Below are 15,998 nucleotides of genomic sequence, written 5' to 3'. Positions count from 1 at the left end.
AACATTATCACAGGTATAAACCACATCACAATGCCTTTTTTGGCGCGGTCGCCCGGGAGACGGAGAGCGTCGGGAACGCAAAAAACGCCAGATCGCTCTGGCGTTCGCGTTCATCGATTCTAGCCGCATGCTTCTCGCCGCAAAGTTGACTCTCTCAACTCGCTTTTCAATGGAACCCGTTTACGATTTTTGGCTTGCCCGCCAGGCGTCGACCTGCTTCTGCAGCTCGACCTAGAGCCACACCGTGAGCAGGATGATCGCCCCGATCGCCCAGCAGTAATAGGCGAACGGCCTCATCGCTTCGATGTCGTGCTTCTTGAACCACTTCATCATCAGCCAGACGGTGAGATAGGCGATCACGGCTGCCGCCGCCCCGCCCAGGAGCGAGATGCGGAAGAGTCCGTCCATCCCCGACCGGGCCAGCTTGGGAATCTCCAGCACGCCGGCGCCGACGATGATCGGCGTGGCCAGCAGCATGGAGAAGCGGGCGGCGGATTCATGCTTCAGACCGGCCCAGAAGCCCGCGATCATGCTGGACCCGGACCGCGAGAAGCCGGGAATCAAGGCGAGCGACTGGAACAACCCGACGATGAACGCTTGTCCGAAGCTCAATTCGAGGATGTCTTTATGGCCGCGGGAACGCACCTTCTCCCCGAAATAGAGGAAGAACCCGTTGACGATCAAAAAGATGGAAGCGCTGGTCACGCTGCTGAACAGATGGCGGAGATGCTTTTCCATCGTGACGCCGATCAGCGCGGCCGGAATGGTGGCCACGACGATCAGCGCGAGCAGTCTTCTCGATTCCTTGTCTCTCACGTTGAAGAGCGAACGTACGATCGCGATCCATTCCCGCCTGAAAAAAACGAGCAGCGCCAGCGCGGTGCCTACGTGCAGCATCACCACATACGGCAGGAAGTGCTCTTGCAAAAAGGCCGGGCTCAGATTCCAGCGAAAAACATAGGGCGTAAGTACGCCGTGCGCCACGCTGCTGATGGGAAACAATTCGGTGATTCCCTGAATGATGGCGAAAATGAGCGATTTGATCTCATCCATGGTCAGCCTCTCCTCTTCCGATGCGCTCTGAATGATCTATATTAATTCGCCACGCCGACGACATTGCCGATATCCCGGCGATGAACCGAACTCACCCCGGCCTCTTCCTGGAGCGCAGCCAGCGCCTGCATCAAGTCTTCTTTCTCGATGTAGACGTAAGGGCTCTTCCATACGGCGTTCAGATTCAAGGAATGGATCTGCGCCGGCTTGACGGTATTGAAGTGGAAAAGCCATTGGCGTTGCACCGTCTCGGGCACGTCGGTCTTCACGTTGTCGCCGATGATGTCCAGAATCCGGCTCCACTGGGACATCCCTTGGAACGCCCCCAGCTTCTCGACGATCTGCTTGATCACTTGCTGCTGCCGATCGTTGCGCGCGAAATCCGACGACTCCTGGGTTCCCTGGTTGGACTTGCGATAGCGGACGAAGTCCAGCACCTGCTGTCCGTTCAACTTCTGCAACCCCTTCCGCAGATCGATCCGGGTCCCGTCGGCGTTGTCCACGTACTTCATGTCCATGTCGACGTCGATCTCCAGACCCCCGACCGCTTCGACGACCTGGCGCAGCGCGTCGAAGTCGACGACGGCCATATAATCGATCGGCAGCTGAAACAAGTCGCTGAAGAACCGCTTCGTATTGGGAATAGCGGAAGCTTTGTCCTTGGCGGAATAATAAGCGTAATAAAAATTGGCTTTGCGGTCCGGCAAGTGCGGCGGCTTCAGCAGCAGATCGCGCGGCAGCGACACCATGCTGGCCGAATGGTTCTGCGGGTTCACGCTCACCAGCATGAGGACGTCCGTATTCAGCGTCCCTCCGCTTCCCGCCCGGCTGTCCAAGCCGGCCAGCAGCAGCAGGAACGGCTTGATGTCGGTCGGGTCTTCGTCCGGCGCGCCGCGATTCGCGGCGCCTTCGGTGCCGGTCGGCGCCGGCGCCGCAATCCGATGAAGCGTCGAGTTCGCCTTCCAGTAAATGTGGCCGGCATAGGCCGCCGCGGCGAGGAACAGCGTACCGGCCGCCAAACCGACGATCACATAAATAGGTTCGCAACGTCTTCGATCTGCGTTTCTTGGTCATGTCGTCCTCCAATCCGTTTCCGCCCTCTTCGGCGAACGCGCTATTCGACAGGCTCGCCTTTGTGCATCTTCACGCTGAGCGCCAACCCGACGGCGATCATATTGGTCAGCTGCGAACTCCCGCCGTAGCTGATGAACGGCAGGGAGATGCCCGTAAGCGGAAGCAGGCCGATATGCATCCCGATATTCACGAAGATCTGGAAAACCATCATGCTGATCAAGCCTACGATCAGGTAAGCGCCCCTCAAATCCCGCCCCTCCCAGATGATGATCACCATCCGATAGATCAGCCCGTAATACAGCAGCAGCAAAATGGCGGAGCCGACAAAGCCGTATTTTTCCCCGATCACCACGTAGACGGAATCCGAATACGCGTAAGGAATATAGCCCTGCTTCAAATAAAAGCCGTCGTCCCCGTACAGCTGGCCGGAACCGACCGCGCTGATCGCGTTGCGGACGTGCCAGGACTTGTCGGGATCGCTGGCGGGATCGAGAAACGTCTGAATTCTGGCCATTTGATGCGGCTTGACGAACTTCGCCAGCAGCTCGTAATTCGAATGATACAGATATACGATCGAGGAGATCAGAGCGGTAAGGATACCGATAAAAAGCAGCAAATACAGGGTTCGGATATTGCCCATCCACAGCATTCCTAGCAAGATCCCGACAAAGACAAGCGACGTTCCCAGGTCCGGCTGCTTCATGATGAGCAGGACGGGGACGGCGACGACCGCGCATATGGGAACGACGTCCCGCCACAGGCGGAGCTTCTCCCCTTGCCGCCGCTGCAGCAGATGGCAGATGAGGAGGATCGTGAACAGCTTGACCATCTCGGAAGGCTGGATCTGAAGCTGCCCGAACCGCAGCCACCGCACCGCGCCGTTGATGTTCTCTCCGGACGTCTGCACGATGACGAGCATGCCGATTCCGATCGCGTACAAGAGGTAGGTGATCTTGCCGGTCAGCAGCCGGTAGTCGATCATCGCCACCAACAGCATCGGCACGCAGAACGCGCCCAGCAGAATCAGGTTGCTGACATGCAGCCCGTCCAGCCTGGTGTTCGAGGTCGCTTGATAGACGGCGAACGTCCCGACGGCGGACAGACCGGCCAAGATGATCAAGGTCCACCCGTCCAATTTTTTCAAAGGGAGAAACAGATTCATGCGATACCTCTGCCATAATTCGTTAGGATTCCGGATGGCGACCCTGCAGCCTGCGGTTGTTGTCTCGCGCAATGCCGAGGAGAATGCCCGTGCACGCCATGCACAACAGCAGCGATGTGCCGCCGTAACTGATGAAGGGCAGGGGAACGCCGGTCACGGGAAGCGAACCGGTGACCGCCCCGACGTTCATCAGAAACTGAATGGCGATCATCGTCGCGATCCCCATCCCCAGCATCGCCGCGAACGGTTCGCTGCTTCGATACGCGGCGAGGAAGGCCCGCCAGAGAAACAAAAAATAGACCAAAAAGAAACCCGAAACGCCGATAAAACCGAGTTCCTCGCCGACGACGGCGAAAATAAAATCCGTATGCGCTTCGGGCAAATAAAAATACTTCTGAATGCTTCGGCCCAGCCCGGCGCCCGTGAAGCCGCCGTGTCCCAGCGCCGTCAGCGATTGGACGAGTTGATAACCGGAATCCGACGCATCGTGAAAAGGATCCACGAACGCGTTCATCCGCTTCAGGCGGTAACTCTTGCTGACCGACAGGTAGACAAGCAGCGGGATGAATCCGAGGCCGAGCGCGATCAGATGTCCCAATCTCGCTCCGCTGATCAAGACGATCGCGCCGGAGATCAGGAACAGGATCAAGACGGTTCCGAAGTCCGGCTGCAGCATGATCATCGCCAGATTCGCGCCGACCATGATCAGCATCGGGAGCAAGCCGCGAAGGAAAGAGCGGATCCGCTCGCCCTTCTTGCCGATCATCGCGGACAAATACACGATGATGGCGAACTTGGCGAATTCCGAAGGCTGAAAGTTAAATCCCGCCACGATAAACCATCTGCGGGCGCCGTTGATCTTCGTTCCGAAGACCAGCACCAGGCCCAGCAGCAACAAGGAGACCAAGATGAGGAACGGCGCGGCTTTCTTCCAGAACGATACCGGGATGCGCATGAACGAGAACATCAACGCCAGTCCGGCCACCGCGAACAGCGCCTGTCTGTGCACGAAGAACCAGAAGCTGCCGTATTTCTGCATCGCGATAGGCGTGCTGGCGCTGAAGATCATGGTCAGACCGAAACCGACGAGCATGCAAGTGAGCAGCAAAAGCAGAAAGTCGGGTCGCCCGCGGTTTGCGTCTCTCAAAATCGTGAGCACCTCCTGCGCCCAAGTAAAAACGGCTTTGCAAAATACGAATGACCAAAATAAAAAGCTCTCCGCGCAAAGAGAGAGCTTCACAGAATGGTCTCCGTACGGGTCGAACGGCCGCAACCGCGTCTGGAACGATATCGCCTGCCGATTAGAGCGCGAGCGGGGATCCGAGAGGGCCGTCGTACGGCCGGGTGTCCTTCAGCATCCATTGCTGGTTCGTCCATTCGTAGATGTCGAGACCGTTGCCGCCGGCGCCGAACGACCACCCGAGCAGAATCTCGGGCTGACCGTCCCCGTTCGTATCGTGAATGCCGGCATAATCCAGCCCGTATCCGAACCCGTTCGTCGCCCAAACGATTTTCCACGCCTCTTGCTGTTTTTTGACCAGCGCGGCTTTCATCGCTTTTTTGCTGTGCACGTTCTCTTCGTAGACGATGACGGCTTCGTTCATCCCGTCTCCGTCCACGTCTCCGTAGCGGACCGGATGGAGCAGCCGGGCGCCTTCGGGCAATAGCGCCAGGAACGTAAGGTCCGCGGCGTCGTTCTCCTGCGCCGGCGGACCCAGCAATTCGACCGGCGTCACAGGAACGCCGCAGCCGCCGACCGCGAATAAAGCCAGGACAAGGATGCCTGTCCCCATCAAGCGTTTGATCATCCGGATCCCGCTCCTCGTTCGTCCCTATCCTCCATTCTAGCGGCGCTCGCCGGAGAAAGGGTTATGAAATCGTTAAAATTCGACCTTCAACCCGGAAGGCGGATCCACACTTTGGTTCCCTTTCCGAGCTCGCTGTCGATATGCATCCGTCCATTGTGCAGCTTGATCATCTGCTCCGAGATCGCGAGACCCAAGCCGCTTCCGCCGGTTTTGCCCTCGCCTTTGTAGAACTTCTGAAAGACGCTAGCCAAGTCCCGCTCCGCGATGCCCGATCCCGTATCCGCCACCGCGATGACGACTTCTCCTTGATCCGGGAAGGCTTCGATCCGGATGGACCCGTCCGGCGGCGTGAACTTCAGCGAATTGTCGACGAGATTGATCAATACTTGCTTCAGTCGATTCTCGTCCGCTTGGATGACCGGAAGCGCATCGCTCGCATGCACGCGCAGCGATACGCGCTGCCGTTCCGCCCTGGGAGTCAGTTGCTTGGCGATCCGGTCCAGCAGCTCGGGAAGATGGACCGGCGCGGGCTGCAGCACGATGCGGCCGCTCTCCCGCTTGGAGAAGTCCAGCAGCTCGTCGACGAGCCGCGCCAAACGGTCGCTCTCCGACTCGATGATCTCGAGTCCGTCTCGAAGCAGCCCCTCTTCGCTTTCCTTGTCCGCGGTTCGCAAGGTGACGGTCCAACCTTTGATCGCCGTCAACGGGGTGCGAAGCTCGTGGGAGACCGAGGAGATAAAGTCGTTTTTGAGCTGCTCCGTCTGTCCGATTTTGGCCGCCATCAGATTCAGCGTATCCGCGAGCGTGCCGAGCTCGTCGTCCGCCCGTTTGGCGACGCGAATCGAGAAGTCGCCTTCCCCCATTTTCTCCGCCGCCCGCTTCAATTCCTGGATGGACCGGGTGATCGACCGCGACAGGAACACGCCCAATATCGCGACGATGGCGACCACGATGCAGCCGACGGCGATCAAGACGGCGGACACTTGCTTGATCGTGCGGTACGTCTCCGTCAACGACGTGACGAAGCGAACGGCGCCTACCGTCCGTCCGCTCCCCTGCAGCGGGTACGATACCGACAAGACCGGCTCGTTCGTGACGGGCTCGCGGCCCTGCCAAGTGCCGACGAATCCGCCGATGGCCTTCTTCACGTCCGGCATCGCCATGACGTTCTCGCGGCCCGATAAGCCGTTGGAGTCTTGGAGAAGACGGCCGGATGCGTCGACGATCTGCACCTGTGCGGCGGAATTCTCCGAGAAGCCGCTTAGCAGCCGGCCGGACTGTTCCTCGAGATCCCGGCCCTCGAAGTACTGGCGGAAAAAAGAAGCGGAGATCTCCGCTTGGTTGGTGAGGATGCGTTCCACGTTGTGGAGGTAGTAATATTTCACGGATACGATCAGGAACAATTCGAGGATGATGACCGTCGTCAGGATGACGGCCAGATAGCTTCCTGCCACTCTCTGCCGAATGCCCACTGCTTATTCCTCTCCCCGCCACAGGTAGCCTACGCCCCATACGGTTTCGATCCGCTTCGGCCGCGATGCGTCGTCTTCGATCTTCTCTCTCAGCTTGCGGACATGTACGTCGACCGTCTTGGTGTCGCCTACGTAGTCTTCTCCCCAGATCAGGTTCAGCAGCTCGTCGCGGGACAGCGCCCGGTCCGGATATGTCATGAACGTCCGCAGCATCTGAAATTCCTTGGGCGTCAACTCGATGCAGCGGTCGTGCTTGAATAGCTTGGTGGACGCGAGATCGAGCCGGATGGCGCCGTTCGCGAGCACCTTTTTGGGCGGCGCGGCGGTCTGGCTTGTCCTGCGCAGGATGTTGCGGATTCGGGCCACGAGCTCCAACGGGTTGAACGGCTTCACGATATAGTCGTCGGCGCCGAGCTCCAGTCCCTTGATCTTGTCCGTATCTTGGCCGAGCGCGGTCAGGAACACGATGACGACGTCCGGCTCGATGTTCCGAAACTTGGCGCACAGTTCGAGTCCATCCGTATCGGGCAGCATGATGTCGAGCAGCGCGACGTCGGGAGCGCTCTCCCGGAAGCTGCGCAGCGCTTCCTCCCCGGTGGCCGCCTCCGTCGTCGCATAGCCGGCTCTGCCCAAATTAATCGCGATAAAACGGCGAATATGCTTGTCGTCTTCCACGATCAGTATCCGGTTGCGGTTCGGCTGCTCCATCTTCTCTCTCCGATCGTCTGCGTCGTCTCGGAATGCCCCTGAAGCGCATCCCGTTGCAAGGAGAGTGTAAACAATGGCCGTCGCGAAAGTCAAACCCGACCGCTTCCCGCGGAGCGACGCGCCTCAGGCCGATCCCTTCCGATTCAGCCGGTCCAGCACCAGATGGACGGCGATCGCATCGTCCAGATAACCGATCGGAAAGAGATAGTCGGGAATGATGTCCGCGGACAAAATAAAATAGAGCAGCCCGCTGCCGAGGACGGCTCGGACCGAGTCGGGCGTATCTTCGTCGCGGTAACGCGCGTGCATCTCCTTCAAGTGCTCGATGAACGGCCCGACCCCGTTCACCTGGCTGACTTTGGCGTCGAATTCCAAGCAGATCATGCGATGGCCTTCCTCCGTCCGCGCATACTGCTCGTACTTGAGCAGCTCTTGCTCGATCAGCGCGGTCGTCGCCTCCGGATCGAACAATCGGGAATCCCCGAGCGTGCCTCTGATGGCGTCCAGCGAATCCATAACCTTTGCGCCGCGATCGTTTCTATCGTCCTCGTCGGCGGAGCCGGACGCCCGGATCAATTGTTCCAACGGAACGTGCAGATGCTCGGCGAAGAGCCGCAGATGGCTCAGCTTCGGCTGCTGCTTGCCGTTCACGATCCGCGAGATGGTAGCCGCGTCCATCCCGCACAGATTGCCGAGCTTGCGCATGGAGAGCGAATGCTTCTTGAGCAGCAGCTTGATCAGATCCCCGATACGGCTGTCCTCCGATTGACCGATCGCTTCCATCCCGCATCCCCTTCCCCTTGCGTTATGTTATAAGTATATGTGGACCGTTGAGATATTTGACCTTCCGCGGACCGCCGCATGGCGAAACGCCGTTGAGATTTTCGCATGTACTGGCACTTTTTTCTCAACGTCACATAGCTTAGTATCAAATTTGACAACATGAGGTGGCTTCAAATGACTTGGCTGTTAATCCTTGGCTTTACCGTGTCGTCCAGTCTCGACAATCTGGGCGTCGGCATCTCTTACGGCATCCGGAAGATCCGGATCGGGTTCGTATCGAACCTGCTGATCGCCGCCGTGTGCTTCGCTTTCAGCTACGCGGGCATCTGGTTCGGCAAGTGGATCTCCGCCGTGCTTCCCGGCATCCTGCCCGTGCTGTTGGGCACGTTCATCCTGTTCGTGATCGGAATTCGCATCATCCTGCTGGCGATGCCCAGGAGACGGCAGGCGGTCTCGGCGCCGGAGCCGGAGCCGGATGCCAAAGGGCTGAGCGGCATCCTGCGCCATCCCGAACGCGCCGACCGGGACCGCTCGAATCATATCGGGATCGCCGAATCGCTCATCCTCGGCGTAGCTCTGTCGGCCAATGCGCTGACGAACGGACTAAGCGCCGGACTGCTCGGCTTGTCCCCGTTCATGATCTCGCTGATGGCCGCGGTCGGCAGCTTCCTCACGGTGTGGCTGGGCGTCTGGCTCGGCGCCAAGGTGGCGAACGTGCGCATCGGATCGTTCACGCTCGGGCAATTCGGCACGCTCGTCAGCGGCATCATTCTGATGCTGATCGCGGCCAACAATTTTCTCTGAGCGGCATTTCGTCTCCCGGCCGATTCTCAAAAAAAAAGGATTGACAGATCCGAAGACATCAAGCTAACATGCAGAAGGAACTGAATCATATCCTCGTTAGGCGAGGCTCCTATACGAACATAGGCCACTGCCCGGAAATATCGAAAGATGCCAATGGGTAGAACAGGAATTGTCGGATTAAGGCTCTTCTTAAGGTGGCTAAGGGATTTCCCTTTACGTCGTATAGTGCCAAAACTGGACTAGGGGGACTGATAGCGTTTGTTTAGCGCTGCCCGTACGCCCCCTGGGACCCTCCCCGGGGGTTTTTCATATGCTGAGAGAAAGGGGGGACGCCCTATGGACAGTCATAGTCGAATATGCAATCGGCCGTTGTATCCGATGGGTCTGTCAGGCAGGAAGCATGCCGTTCCTTCAGCATGGGCGGAGGCTTGTTTACGTTCGGTCGTCTCCGGTCATCCCGGCGGCTGAACGCGGCCTTCCGTTCGCGGCTTCTCATGAAGGAAATGCGGAACTCTCCCTGTCCGACGGCGGAGAGTTCTTTTTATTTTCTTCAATGGGAGTTGTTGACATGCAATGGAATCTGTTCAGTCATGCAAAGCGAAAAAACAGGTTCGGCTTTGCCGACATTCTGGTTATTCTCCTGCTCTTAGCGGTTCTCTACGCGGCGGCAAAGCTGGGCTCGGGCATGAACGTGCCGTTCTCGCCGGATCGGCAATCGTCCTTAAGTCTGGATCCCAAGTGGCTCCCGTACTATGCGGGCCGTTCGTTGCTGCGCATGTTTATCGCTTTTGCCGCGTCCTTGATCTTTACATTCGTTTACGGCCGAATCGCGGCTTACAACCGGACGGCCGAGAAGATCATGATTCCGGCGCTCGATATTTTGCAATCCGTACCAGTGCTCGGCTTTTTGTCGGCGACGGTGATGGCTTTCATGGCTTTGTTTCCGGGCAGTCTGCTGGGCGTGGAATGCGCCTCGATCTTCGCCATCTTTACCGGCCAGGTCTGGAATATGACTTTCGGCTTCTACCATTCCCTCACGACCATTCCCCGCGATCTGAACGAAGCCGCCCAGATGAACCGATTGGGCGCTTGGCACCGCTTCGTCAAGCTAGAAGTGCCCTTCTCCATGATCGGATTGGTATGGAACAGCATGATGTCCTTCGGAGGCGGCTGGTTTTTCCTCGCCGCCAGCGAATCCATCAGCGTCCTGAATCAGGACATCCATCTGCCCGGGATCGGGTCCTACATGGCAATGGCGGCAGATGCAGGGGACACTCGGGCGATCGCGTACGCCATCTTGACGATGATCGCGCTCATCGTCCTCGTGGATCAATTCTTTTGGCGGCCGATCGTAGCCTGGAGCCAGAAGTTCAAGGTCGAGCAGACGGAGGCTAGCGAAGTTCCCGATTCCTGGGTATTCGACATCCTGCGGAAGGCGCGGTTCGTTCGGGACGTCAACCGATCCGTCCGGACGCTGCTGCGCGACGGTCTTGCCGGAATCGCGGCCAGCGCTCCCCGCGCGCGGCGTTCGCGGATCTCGCCGCGTCTCGGGTATGCGTTGAAATGGGGACTCGCGGCTTTGGCCCTGGCTTTTGCGCTGCGCTATGTGTACGAAGGCATCCTGGAGATCGCCAAGCTAAGCGCGAGCGAGCTCGTTCGTGTCGTCATCCTGGGCTTGTGGACGGCTATCCGCGTGTTCGTCTCTACGCTTCTCGCGGTCGTCTGGACGCTCCCGGCCGGGGTGTACATCGGCACGAATCCGCGCCTGGCCCGCATCGCGCAGCCCGTCGTCCAAGTTTTCGCTTCCTTTCCCGCCAACATGGCGTTTCCCGTGATCACGATTCTGTACTTGAAGCTCGGACTCTCGCTGGAGATCGGCGCCATCCCGCTGATGATGCTGGGAACGCAATGGTACGTGCTCTTTAACGTCATCGCGGGCGCGATGGCCATCCCATCCGATCTCAAGGAAGCTTCCACGATGCTCAAGCTGACGCGAAGACAGACATGGCGCAAGCTTATTCTGCCCGCCGTCTTCCCCTTTCTCGTGACGGGCTGCATCACCGCGAGCGGCGGGGCGTGGAACGCCAGCATCGTCTCCGAGCTCGTCTCCTGGAAGAATGACGAGCTGCAGGCGTCCGGCTTGGGCGCCTATATCGCCCGGGCGACCACCCTAGGACGCTGGCCGGAGATCATCTGGGGCATTATCGTGATGTGCTTGATGGTCGTGATCGTGAATCGCCTGATATGGCGGAGGCTCTATAAGCTGGCCGAGAAGAAATATCATCTGGATTAGAGGTGTTGAACATGAAAAAAACGCTGATGGCATTGGAGCAAATCGGCAAGCGGTACAATCAACCGGATCAAGCGAACGGAAGCATCCTGGAGGATATCAACCTGCAGATCAGGGAGGGAGAACTGGTCTCCGTACTCGGTCCTTCGGGTTCCGGAAAGTCGACGCTGCTGCGCATCATGGCCGGTCTCGTGGCCCCCTCCCAAGGATCCGTCCTCTATGACGGCAAACGGATTGCCGGCACGAACCCGGGGGTGGGCATGGTGTTCCAATCGTTCGCTTTGTTCCCGTGGCTGACGGTGCTGGAGAACGTGAAGCTGGGGCTGGAGAACCGGCCGATGCGGGAGGAGGAGAAGCTGCGCAAAGCGCTGTCCGTGATCGATATGATCGGGCTGGACGGCTTCGAGGGCGCCTATCCCAAAGAACTGTCGGGCGGCATGCGCCAGCGCGTCGGGATCGGCCGGGCCCTGGTCATGGAACCGGATGTGCTGCTGATGGATGAGCCGTTCTCGGCGCTCGACGTCCTGACGGCGGAGAACTTGAAGCGCGATCTGCTGGAGCTGTGGACGGAGCGCAAAATTCCGACCAAGAGCATCATTCTCGTCACGCACAGCATCGAAGAAGCCGTCTACCTGTCGGATCGGGCGATCGTGCTGTCCAGAGACCCGGCCCGCGTCATCTCCGACATTCCGATCCGCCTGCCGCATTGGCGCGACAAGCAGGATCCGCTCTTCACGTCGCTCGTGGACCGCCTCTACGCCATCCTGACGAAGCGCGAAGCGAAGACGCCCGAAGCGGCGGAAGAGCAAAAGAAGAAAATCGAAAAAGTGCCGGCGGTGCCCGCAGGCGCGCTCACCGGCTTTATCGAGCTGATCGACGATCTGGGCCATCAAGTGGATCTCTACAAATTGGCCGATCAACTGAGTCTCGACCTGGAAGACTTCCTGCCTATCGTCGAGACGGCCCAGACGCTCGGATTTGCCGCCATTCAGCACGGCGACATCGCGTTAACCGATATCGGACGCCGGTTCGCCGACGCCAGCGTCCTGGACCGCAAAGAGATCTTCAGAGCCCAGGTCCAGCAGCACGTGCCGATGATGGAGAGGATTATCTGGATCTTGCACTCCAAGTCGAACAACAAGATGGAACGGGCGTTTTTTGAGGAGATTTTCGAAAAGCATTTCGGGGCGGAAGAAGCGTCCCGCCAATTGGATATTCTGATCGATTGGGGCCGGTATGCGGAGCTGTTCACTTATAATGAACAGACGCGCGTGCTCTTCCTGGAATCTTGACCTTGGTCAGCCCAGGCGCGGCAGCCTTTCCCCTTCCCGGATGACCCGAAGCATAATGGCATCCCACCGCATCGGATGGTCGGCCTCGCGATAATCGGGCATGAAGCCAAGTTTCAAGTACGTCCGAATCGCGGGCAGCCGGTCATCGTCGGTCTTCAGCAGCGCGCGGCGCTTCCCGTCCTCCTTCATCTTCCGCAGCGCGGCCAGCGTGACCGCATAGCCGATACCGAGACCGGCGCACGCCGGCAGCGCCCCGACCATGTGCAGATAGCCCGCATCCGTCTCTCCCGTCTCCGGCTCGTCCGGTTCGAGCGCGGAAGCCGTGGCGACGGGCTCGCTCCCCCGGCAGACGAAGAAGACGCGGTCCGGCCGGTAGGAGGGCCGTTCCGCTACTTTGCCCGCGAAGGAGATCGGCTCGCCGAAGGAGGCGGCGATGATCCGCTCCCAGGCCGGCGCGTCCCCCGCCTCGTACGTGCGAATAAACCAGCCTTCCGGACAGACGGGTTCCGCCAATCCCTCCAAGTCGTCCCGCCGCATCCACAGCTTCGAGCGCTTCGCCTCCGTCACGGCGTCCGCACCCCCCCTCGATAATCCGGGATCGCGACGGGCGCGCTGTCCGCTGCGACGGACTCCATCGACAAGAAGAAGACGGAGCTCCATGCGACGGCATCGTAGACGTCGACGAGCGGCGCGCGATCCTCTTGGATCGCCGAGATGAATTCCTCCAGCACTAGGAAGTCCCCTCCGCCGTGCTTCGTCTGAGATGCGAACTTGCCCCATGTCTGCCACTTCGGATGGTCGAACTCCGGCTGATAGCGGGAGAGCGGCTCCCACATGTCCGAACCGTCCGCCTCGTTCTTGGGCGACAAGCCGCGGAACCAGACGAGATCCTCCTCCCCCGCATGGCGGCCGGAGATATAAGCGCCCTTCGTGCCTTGCAGGACGAAGTGGGTCTTGTTATGCGGACGCACGGACGTCCAATCGACGCGGAGCGTAATCAGCGCGCCGCGGTCGGTGCGGATCGCGGCCACGGCCGAATCGCCTTGCCGCCAGTAGCCTTCTCTGGCCGCCGGGTGTTCGCTGCCGAACGACTCCGTGAAGTGAAGCAGCAGCGAACGTGACTTCGACACGAAGCCCGACACCGATCGAAGCCGGTCCCCGCCCGGCTTGCCGGCGCCGATCCATTGCGCGACGGGGCCGAGCGAATGCGTCGGATAGTTGACCCCGTTCAACTCATGATGCAGCTTGCCCCGCCAGGTCAGCGAGCCGTCGGGATCGTGGATCAGGTGACGAAGCTCGTGAATGTAGCCGCCCTCCAGATAGGTGATCTCCCCGAACATGCCCAGCTCCGCCATATGCTTGACGGCCAGATTCGATCGCGAGAAGCAATAGTTCTCCGACATCATGTATTTGAGCCCGGTCGACTCCACCGTCTCGATCAAGGCCCGGGCTTCTTCCCGGGACTGCACGGCGATCACCTCGCTGAGCACGTGCTTGCCCGCCTTCAGCGCGGCGATCGACTGCCGGGCATGCAGGTGCATCGGACTCAGAATGAACACGGCGTCGATGGAAGGATCCTTCAGCATCTCGTCGTAATCCCGGTACGTGCGAATGCGCGGGAACTTCTCTTTCCACTGCTTCAGCACCCATTCGTTCAGATCGCAGGTCGCGGTCAGCTCGATGCGATTCGACAACGAATAGAGGGCGTTCAGAAAGCTCGCGCCCCGATTGCCTCCGACGATCGCCAGCCTTACGGGCGCCCGGTTCGTCATCGCGCGCCTCCTTCCGCGACTGCGGCCGCATCCGTCTCGGCCCAAGCCACGCGCCATTCGGCCGGGAAGCCGCCGCCCTCCGCGTGCGGATGCCGCAAGTAATCGTCCATGCTGCGGCTGATGACCGCCGTCCATGCCCGCACCCGCTCCGCCGGATGCTCCGGCAGCAGCGGAACGGATTCGGCCAGCAGGCCGTCGGCATCCACGGTCAGCAGCCAAGCGACCGGCACGTCGAGCACGCTGGCCGCCTGAAAGAAATGCAGCCGGCCGCGCCGGACGAGGGATTGAACGTGATTGTGGCCGTTCATATAGACGGCGGGGCCGGGCCGGCGCTCCAGCAAGGACAGCAGCGCGCGGCCGGGCTCCGCATCCAATCCCAACATCTCCTCCCCGGAGCGCGCCGTCGTTCCCGGCACCGGATGATGCGCGAAGATCAGGAGCGGCTTCCGGTCGTCCCCCGACAACCGCAGGCTAAGCCAATCCAGCTGTTCGCCGTCCAGCGTGCCGCCCCAGTTGCCGCGATCGGCGTCGCGGGCGGTATCGAGGAACAGCAGGCGGGCCTCCTCCGCCTCGATCGCCTCATAGCGAGGCATCCCCGTCCGACTCCGAATGTCGGACTTCGGCAGAGAGAACGTATCGTGGTTGCCCAGCACGTGACGCAGCCTGCGCCCCGGGTGACGCCTTCGCGCGAAGGAGAACACGGCCTCGAACGCCTCCGCCTCTCCTTCGTGCGTCAGATCGCCCAAGGAGATATGGTAGTCGGCTTCGATCGATAGGAAGGCGGCTAGCGCGGCTTCGTAGAACGAATCCCGGGCCTCCTCCGCCTCCGCCCGGTCGAATAGACGGTATGGATAATGCAAATCGCCGATGAGCGCAAGCTTCATCTGTATGTTCTCCTCCCCTCTTAGCCTTTAAGGCCGGCATGCATAAAGCTATCGATAAACTTCCGCTGAAACGCGAGAAAACCGACGAGCAGCGGCGCGGCGACGAGCAGCGTGGCCGCGCAAACGTAGGACCACTGCGCCCCCGATTCCGTCGACTTGGCGAAGAGCGCCAGTCCCACGGTGAGCGGCCGGTTCGTATCGGAATTGGCGACGATCAGCGGCCACAGGAAGTCGTTCCAGTGGAAGCTGACGGAGACGATCGCGAACGACAGATATACCGGGCGGCAGAGCGGCGCGTAGATTCTCGCCACGATGCCGAGGCGCGAGCAGCCCTCCATGCGAGCCGCTTCCTCCAACTCGTAAGGCAGCTGCCGGAACGCTTGGCGGAGCAGGAAGACGCCGAACGACGAAGCGAAATAGGGCAGCATGATGCCGATCTTCGTATCGAGCAGGCCCATCTGATTCAGCACTTGATAATTGGAGAAGACGAGCGCGTCCGGGGGGACCATGATCTGCGCCAGGAACAGCGCGAACAGCATCCCTCTGCCGGCGAATCGAACCCGGGCGAACGCGTAGGCGGCGAGCGTGACGGTCAACAGCTGCACGATCAGAATGCCGAACGTGATCAGCGCCGTGTTCGCGTAATAGCGGCCGAACGGCGCGCCTTCCCACACATGCGCGAAGTTCGCCAGCGTCCAGGACGTCCAAGCGCCGAACCCGCCGCTTCCCGCCGCTTCGGACGAGGGCTGGAAGGCGGTGCGGACGACCCAAGCGAACGGGACGAGCCAGATCGCCCCGAATGCGAGCATCAGGGCGTGCCATGCCGCGGACGGCCAGCCGCCCCGCGTCAGGAGCGCCCGGCGCAGCCGCCGAACGGCCGACCTTCTGCGAGCGCG

The 15,998-nt window shown here is 60.2% G+C and carries 15 protein-coding genes and 1 riboswitch; of the genes, 3 read left to right on the top strand and 12 right to left on the bottom strand.

Going from position 1 to position 15,998, the window contains the following annotated elements:
• Positions 1 to 231 precede the first annotated feature (231 nt).
• The 8 genes from H7C19_RS08480 to H7C19_RS08445 form a co-directional block, all read right to left on the bottom strand.
• On the bottom strand, positions 232 to 1,053 hold the full coding sequence (locus H7C19_RS08480) for an undecaprenyl-diphosphate phosphatase (RefSeq protein ID WP_185142212.1): 822 nt from the start codon (positions 1,051 to 1,053) through the stop codon (positions 232 to 234).
• A gap of 41 nt (positions 1,054 to 1,094) precedes the next feature.
• Positions 1,095 to 2,084: an LCP family protein gene (locus H7C19_RS08475; protein ID WP_185142211.1), complete on the bottom strand. Its 990-nt coding sequence runs from the start codon at positions 2,082 to 2,084 to the stop codon at positions 1,095 to 1,097.
• A gap of 83 nt (positions 2,085 to 2,167) precedes the next feature.
• Complete coding sequence (locus H7C19_RS08470) at positions 2,168 to 3,289, bottom strand: FtsW/RodA/SpoVE family cell cycle protein (protein WP_185142210.1); 1,122 nt, start codon at positions 3,287 to 3,289, stop codon at positions 2,168 to 2,170.
• Between the two features lie 22 nt (positions 3,290 to 3,311).
• On the bottom strand, positions 3,312 to 4,436 hold the full coding sequence (ftsW, locus tag H7C19_RS08465) for a putative lipid II flippase FtsW (RefSeq protein WP_185142209.1): 1,125 nt from the start codon (positions 4,434 to 4,436) through the stop codon (positions 3,312 to 3,314).
• Between the two features lie 154 nt (positions 4,437 to 4,590).
• Positions 4,591 to 5,097 carry a hypothetical protein gene (locus H7C19_RS08460; RefSeq protein WP_185142208.1) on the bottom strand — a complete coding sequence of 169 codons (507 nt, stop codon included), beginning with the start codon at positions 5,095 to 5,097 and terminating at the stop codon, positions 4,591 to 4,593.
• Between the two features lie 86 nt (positions 5,098 to 5,183).
• Positions 5,184 to 6,569 carry a sensor histidine kinase gene (locus H7C19_RS08455; protein WP_185142207.1) on the bottom strand — a complete coding sequence of 462 codons (1,386 nt, stop codon included), beginning with the start codon at positions 6,567 to 6,569 and terminating at the stop codon, positions 5,184 to 5,186.
• Between the two features lie 3 nt (positions 6,570 to 6,572).
• The gene (locus H7C19_RS08450; protein WP_185142206.1) at positions 6,573 to 7,277 is read right to left on the bottom strand and encodes a response regulator transcription factor; all 705 of its coding nucleotides are present in this window, start codon (positions 7,275 to 7,277) and stop codon (positions 6,573 to 6,575) included.
• A gap of 123 nt (positions 7,278 to 7,400) precedes the next feature.
• Positions 7,401 to 8,060: a helix-turn-helix domain-containing protein gene (locus H7C19_RS08445; protein ID WP_221469112.1), complete on the bottom strand. Its 660-nt coding sequence runs from the start codon at positions 8,058 to 8,060 to the stop codon at positions 7,401 to 7,403.
• Positions 8,061 to 8,234: 174 nt separating this feature from the next.
• On the opposite strand from H7C19_RS08445, the gene ytaF reads away from it, so the two are divergent.
• From ytaF to H7C19_RS08430, 3 genes are all read left to right on the top strand, one after another.
• Positions 8,235 to 8,864, top strand: coding sequence for a sporulation membrane protein YtaF (gene ytaF / locus H7C19_RS08440; RefSeq protein ID WP_185142205.1), 630 nt, complete (start codon positions 8,235 to 8,237; stop codon positions 8,862 to 8,864).
• Positions 8,865 to 8,949: 85 nt separating this feature from the next.
• A riboswitch (M-box (ykoK) riboswitch) is annotated at positions 8,950 to 9,117 on the top strand.
• Positions 9,118 to 9,432: 315 nt separating this feature from the next.
• The gene (locus tag H7C19_RS08435; RefSeq protein ID WP_185142204.1) at positions 9,433 to 11,157 is read left to right on the top strand and encodes an ABC transporter permease; all 1,725 of its coding nucleotides are present in this window, start codon (positions 9,433 to 9,435) and stop codon (positions 11,155 to 11,157) included.
• Between the two features lie 26 nt (positions 11,158 to 11,183).
• Complete coding sequence (locus H7C19_RS08430) at positions 11,184 to 12,446, top strand: ABC transporter ATP-binding protein (protein WP_246469375.1); 1,263 nt, start codon at positions 11,184 to 11,186, stop codon at positions 12,444 to 12,446.
• A 6-nt stretch (positions 12,447 to 12,452) separates the two neighbouring features.
• Here H7C19_RS08430 and H7C19_RS08425 read toward each other — a convergent pair whose 3' ends face one another.
• The 4 genes from H7C19_RS08425 to H7C19_RS08410 are packed head-to-tail and all read right to left on the bottom strand — an operon-like array spanning position 12,453 to position 15,911.
• Positions 12,453 to 13,013: a GNAT family N-acetyltransferase gene (locus H7C19_RS08425; protein WP_185142202.1), complete on the bottom strand. Its 561-nt coding sequence runs from the start codon at positions 13,011 to 13,013 to the stop codon at positions 12,453 to 12,455.
• Positions 13,010 to 14,218 (bottom strand): Gfo/Idh/MocA family oxidoreductase, encoded by a 1,209-nt coding sequence (locus tag H7C19_RS08420; protein WP_185142201.1) that lies wholly within the window; start codon positions 14,216 to 14,218, stop codon positions 13,010 to 13,012. The genes H7C19_RS08425 and H7C19_RS08420 overlap by 4 nt, the downstream gene beginning before the upstream one ends.
• Complete coding sequence (locus H7C19_RS08415; RefSeq protein WP_185142200.1) at positions 14,215 to 15,102, bottom strand: metallophosphoesterase family protein; 888 nt, start codon at positions 15,100 to 15,102, stop codon at positions 14,215 to 14,217. The genes H7C19_RS08420 and H7C19_RS08415 overlap by 4 nt, the downstream gene beginning before the upstream one ends.
• 20 nt (positions 15,103 to 15,122) lie before the next feature.
• On the bottom strand, positions 15,123 to 15,911 hold the full coding sequence (locus H7C19_RS08410) for a carbohydrate ABC transporter permease (protein WP_185142365.1): 789 nt from the start codon (positions 15,909 to 15,911) through the stop codon (positions 15,123 to 15,125).
• Positions 15,912 to 15,998 lie beyond the last annotated feature (87 nt).

Origin of the sequence: Cohnella nanjingensis (assembly GCF_014212125.1) — a bacterium.
GTDB classification, from domain to species: Bacteria; Bacillota; Bacilli; order Paenibacillales; family Paenibacillaceae; genus Cohnella; species Cohnella nanjingensis.
Note: the sequence above shows the minus strand (reverse complement) of the source record. Positions and strands in the feature narration are given on the sequence as shown.

Bases quoted from the DNA above. Each gene is read 5' to 3' on its own strand.
- H7C19_RS08480 (WP_185142212.1), bottom strand. From the start codon at position 1,053: ATGGATGAGATCAAATCGCTCATTTTCGCCATCATTCAGGGAATCACC.
- H7C19_RS08470 (WP_185142210.1), bottom strand. From the start codon at position 3,289: ATGAATCTGTTTCTCCCTTTGAAAAAATTGGACGGGTGGACCTTGATC.
- H7C19_RS08460 (WP_185142208.1), bottom strand. From the start codon at position 5,097: ATGATCAAACGCTTGATGGGGACAGGCATCCTTGTCCTGGCTTTATTC.
- H7C19_RS08450 (WP_185142206.1), bottom strand. From the start codon at position 7,277: ATGGAGCAGCCGAACCGCAACCGGATACTGATCGTGGAAGACGACAAG.
- H7C19_RS08445 (WP_221469112.1), bottom strand. From the start codon at position 8,060: ATGGAAGCGATCGGTCAATCGGAGGACAGCCGTATCGGGGATCTGATC.
- ytaF (WP_185142205.1), top strand. From the start codon at position 8,235: ATGACTTGGCTGTTAATCCTTGGCTTTACCGTGTCGTCCAGTCTCGAC.
- H7C19_RS08435 (WP_185142204.1), top strand. From the start codon at position 9,433: ATGCAATGGAATCTGTTCAGTCATGCAAAGCGAAAAAACAGGTTCGGC.
- H7C19_RS08430 (WP_246469375.1), top strand. From the start codon at position 11,184: ATGGCATTGGAGCAAATCGGCAAGCGGTACAATCAACCGGATCAAGCG.
- H7C19_RS08420 (WP_185142201.1), bottom strand. From the start codon at position 14,218: ATGACGAACCGGGCGCCCGTAAGGCTGGCGATCGTCGGAGGCAATCGG.
- H7C19_RS08415 (WP_185142200.1), bottom strand. From the start codon at position 15,102: ATGAAGCTTGCGCTCATCGGCGATTTGCATTATCCATACCGTCTATTC.
- H7C19_RS08410 (WP_185142365.1), bottom strand. From the start codon at position 15,911: ATGCTCGCATTCGGGGCGATCTGGCTCGTCCCGTTCGCTTGGGTCGTC.